Origin of the sequence: uncultured Campylobacter sp. (assembly GCF_937997595.1) — a bacterium.
Lineage (GTDB): Bacteria > Campylobacterota > Campylobacteria > Campylobacterales > Campylobacteraceae > Campylobacter_B.
Genome location: NZ_CALKTS010000138.1, coordinates 1 through 4,539, shown reverse-complemented (window position 1 = coordinate 4,539; position 4,539 = coordinate 1). Strand labels below are relative to the sequence as shown.

Here is a 4,539-nt window from a genome sequence, read left to right as displayed (position 1 = left end):
GCAATCCACTACTGCGCTTGCGGCGCAGGGGCTTTACGGGCAGTCTAAGGAGCACACGGATTTGGCGTTTTACGATCGCGTCGAAGTTTTACGCGGCGTCGCGGGTCTTACGCAGAGCAACGGCGAGCCCGGCGGAACTATAAATTTAGTAAGAAAGCGTCCTCAAAAGGAGTTTGGAGCAAATTTATCGCTAAGTGCGGGCAGTTATGATTATTATCGCGGCAGCGTGGACGTGACGGGCGGCTTAAACGAAAGCGGCTCGCTCCGAGGACGGCTCATCGGCGTAAGCGGCAAGGAGGGCTCTTATAGAGATCTACAAGGCACCGAGCGTGGCGCGGCATCGGCGATGGTGGGAGCTGATCTAGGAGATTTTAGCGAAATTTTAGCTGGCGTGATCTATCAAAAAACGAGAAGCGTTTACGATCCTTTCGGTATCCCCGTAATGGATAACGACGGCAACGCGTTAAATTTAAGCAAAAGAAGGACCTTTATATCGGATTGGAGTAGGTCGGTTTATGAAAAATATAATACGTTTTTGGAACTAAATCATAAATTTAGCGATAATATCAAGGCTTACGCCAAACTAAACTATACTCACAGCGAGAGCTTGTTGAAATTCGGCAGCTGGCACGGAGTGGGTAGGGATCCTGCGAGCAGATACATAGGCTATGACAGATACGACAACGGCAGTAAAGAGCTAAGCTTTCAAGTAGGTAGCGATATAAACTATGAGCTGTTCGGACAGAGCCATGTTTTTTTTATAAACGCCACCGCGTCGAAGGAGAGATTCGCGCAGCACGATAGAGACGTTTACGGCGGCGCAGCGGGATTGACATATGAGAGCTTTAATAAGGGGCTTATAAACAACGAGCCTAATTGGAATGATACGACCGCGCTATGCGCGCTTGGAACCCGCTGCTACAATCTTTACTACACGACTAAAATTTATCAGCAGATGGTTGCGATGGGCACGAGATATAATTTTAACGATGATTGGCATCTGCTCGTAGGCGGCAGATATTCAAGGCTAAAGCGAGAAAGCGCTACGGATAACTATCGCACGGGTCGCCACAGCGAAGACGATATCGTTAAAAAACACAAGATCACGCCTTACGTGGGGCTTACGTGGGATTTTTCGAGAGATCATTCGCTATATGCGAGCTATGCCAAAATTTATAAACCTCAAACCGCTAGGGATAGAAACGAAAAAATTCTAGAGCCGATCGTAGGCTATAACGCCGAAGTGGGCTTGAAGTCGGAATTTTTCGACAGCGCGCTAAATACGACCGTAGCTTTCTTTCAGATCGAGCAGGAAAATAGAGCCGTTACCGACTACGATTATTATGACGCTACGGGTCTAAGCAGATCGGTAGCCAGCGGCAAGGTCAGATCCAGAGGCTTTGACATAGAAGCAAACGGCGCAATTACCGATGAGTGGAAAGTATTCGGAGGCTATACCTACAATAAAAGCGAGTATATGAAGGATGAGAGGCGCCTTGCGGCGTTAAGCAACGTCGATTATCGCAAGGGCGCTAATGCCAAGCCGTGGATTCCTAAGCGTATGTTTAAGCTCTACAGCAGCTACGAAATTCCTCTCGTAGCGCAGCAAAAGATCACTTTGGGCGCCGGATTTCGATATCAGAGCAAGACCGACAACCAATATACTAGGCACAATATCTCAACGGGCGCTTATTACCCCGCTAATGACATCCCCGTACAGGGCGGCTACACGATATGGGACGCCAACGCCGCGTATGAATATAACGAGAATTTTAGCCTAAATTTATCGGTAAAAAACATAACCGACAAGCGTTACTTCGTCAATCAAAATAACAGAGTAGCGGGGCAAAACAATTACTACGGCGAGCCGCGGAATTTTATGCTGACGTTTAATTATAAATATTAAGGCGCTGTTTTGCTCAAAGTCTGCCCGCGCCTTGCTTTGGGCGGGATGCATAAAATTTGCGAGTAAGTCGTATTCGCAAAGCTTTATGCTCTCAGATCGCGCGAGTTGGCGTCGGCGCGAGCGCAGCGGGGCTTGCATGAAGGTATGAGTTGATCGGCGCTCATTAAGCTTGAGCAATCCGGTGCGCCGAAGTCTGCAGACGGTCTTTGCGCGAATAACAAGAGCGCGATTAAATTTTGCATTCGTTCGCGCGGATTTTGTACTTGCAAAGCTGCAAGTGGAGCGAGCACGCAAAGGAGCGTGAGCTAAATTTATCGCAATCCGCGCGTGGCGAGACGGGTAAAATTTAAACGAAGCCGCGGGATTAAAATTTAACTCGCGATTTGGTCGATTAACGATTGATTAGCGCGAGCGATCCGGGCGATCGCGGGCAGGGGCGATAAATTTAATTTCGCGAAATTCCAAGTGAATTAAACGCACAGACTTGCGAGCATAAAATTCGCTCGCGAGTCTGCGGGATCAAATTTAATCCCGCGATTTCGCTGTAATCGGCGCTAAATTTTAAAATTTAAAGAGAAAATTTGAAAACGCTAAAGCAATTTTTTGAAATTCTACGTCCGCACTGGTTCGGCAAGGGCGCGGCGAAGCTGTGGGCGCTGCTGCTGCTCGCGCTTGGTTTTAGTCTCGCTATCATCAAAATCAGCGTGCTGATGAACGCGTGGGATAAGCGCTTTTACGACGCGCTAAGCGAGCTTAAAGGTGAGCTGATCTCCGCGCTCGTGGGCGAGTTTTTGCTCTACACGGCGCTCATCGTGCTTTTCATCGTCTGTGGCAGCTGGCTTCGCAAACTGCTTGTGATCGTCTGGCGCGAGCGGCTAAGCGCGATGATGGAGCGCAAATGGCTACATAACGCAAACTTCTACCGCACGAGCCTTGAGGGGAATTTCAGCGCCAGGGGCGGATCAAATTTAGAAAAACCTGGCGGCGTAAATTTAAATGAGCGCGCAGAGTGTTCCGCAGCCGAAGCGGGCAGTGCGGCTTTACATAAAGATGCAAAGGGGTTTGAAATTTTACCGAGCACGGCAAAGCAAAATGCGGCAGGGCAAAGCGGCGCAAGCGAGAATAAAAATTTAAACGATCGTAGCGACGAGAATTTTAAAAATTCAAAAAACGCCGAGAATACTAAAGCATATTTGGAGCAGGATACGGATGGCTTAAACGAATACGTGGGCTCTGCGAGCGATCGCGCAGAGTATCTTGCAAGCGAGGCGAGTGGCACCGATGTGAACGAAAATTTAAACCAGCAGCGTGAGGAAGATTTTAAAGAATATTCAAGACGAGATACGGGTAATTTAAACGAACGTGCGGCGTCCGTGAGGGCGCGGGCTGGGTGCCCCGCAACCGAAGCGGATGCCAAAGGTTCGTTTAAAGCTTCCGAAGACCGGGGAATTGCAAAGCTAGACAACCCCGATCAGCGTATCGCCGAGGACAGCTTGCTGCTCGTGCAAAAAAGCGTTGATCTCGTAAAATCGCTTGTCTATAATCTCGCCAAGCTCATCGCCTTCGTTGCGATCTTGTGGCAGGTCTCGAAGGTGCTGAAATTTGAAATTTTCGGCATGCACTTTGAGATCGAGGGCTTTTTGCTCTACGTCGCGCTCCTTTATACGCTGTTTTGCTCGCTGATTACGCATCTCATCGGGCGCAGGCTTAGGGGGCTAAATTTTGCCAAGCAGCGCGCCGAAGCCGACTACCGCTCGGATCTGCTGCTAGTACGTGAAAACGCAGAAGCCGTAGCCTTTATGCGCGGAGAGGATGCCGAGCGCGGCCGCTTCCGCGCGAGCTTCGGCGAGATCATGAGAAACTGGCGCAGCATCATGAATACGGAATTTCGCCTCGAGTGCTTTTCGGCAAGCTACCTAAAAATCACGAATTTGATCCCGATCTTTGCCTGCTTGCCGCTGTATTTGTCGCGCGCGATGAGCTTTGGCGACATGATGCAGGCGCGCTCGGCGTTTTACAGCGTACAGGACGGATTTGCGTGGTTTATGGACTATTACAAACAGATCATGGAGTGGGCGGCGAGCGTGCAGAGGATCTATGAGTTCATCTCGCGCATGGACGGCGAGAGCGCAAATCTGCGTACTTGCGTCAAACAAAGCGACGAAAATTCCGCTCGTTGCGAGGGCTTGTCGGTCTTCACGCCTGCCGGCGAGCCGCTGATCGAGGATCTACGCTTCGAGCTTGCGCCCGCGCAGTTTATAATGCTGCGAGGCAAGAGCGGCGCAGGCAAAAGCACGGCTCTGCGCTACGCGGCGGGGCTTTGGCGATACGGCTGCGGCGAGATCAGTCTGCCGCGCATGGGCGTGATATTTATCCCGCAAAAGCCCTATCTAGCGCCGCTTAGCCTAAAAGAGCTCATTTCCTATCCGCAGCCGCCGCGCGCAGACGACGCGGAATTTTTAGAAATTTTATGCCGCGTAGGGCTTGAGAAATTTGCCCGCATGCTAAACTCGCGCGCCGATTACGTTAAAATTTTTGGCTCAATTAAACTTAAGCGGATTCTCTCTTATCATCTTTAGTAAAATATGATAGAGCTCCTTCGTATCTTTACTGTTATTATATCTAAATTCGCA

Annotated in this window: 2 protein-coding genes and 1 pseudogene; 2 read left to right on the top strand and 1 reads right to left on the bottom strand. The window is 49.9% G+C overall.

Features of this window, described 5'->3' with window-relative positions; genetic code table 11:
* Together Q0614_RS04780 and Q0614_RS04775 are read left to right on the top strand one after the other, a co-directional pair.
* The coding region (locus tag Q0614_RS04780; protein ID WP_298786909.1) for a TonB-dependent siderophore receptor at nucleotides 1-1,906 on the top strand (1,906 nt) is incomplete at its 5' end.
* A gap of 581 nt (nucleotides 1,907-2,487) precedes the next feature.
* Nucleotides 2,488-4,485 (top strand): SbmA/BacA-like family transporter, encoded by a 1,998-nt coding sequence (locus tag Q0614_RS04775; protein WP_298786907.1) that lies wholly within the window; start codon nucleotides 2,488-2,490, stop codon nucleotides 4,483-4,485.
* Here Q0614_RS04775 and Q0614_RS04770 read toward each other — a convergent pair.
* Nucleotides 4,447-4,539: pseudogene (locus Q0614_RS04770) on the bottom strand (IS1595 family transposase); the annotation flags it as partial. The gene Q0614_RS04775 and the pseudogene Q0614_RS04770 sit on opposite strands and share 39 nt — an antisense overlap.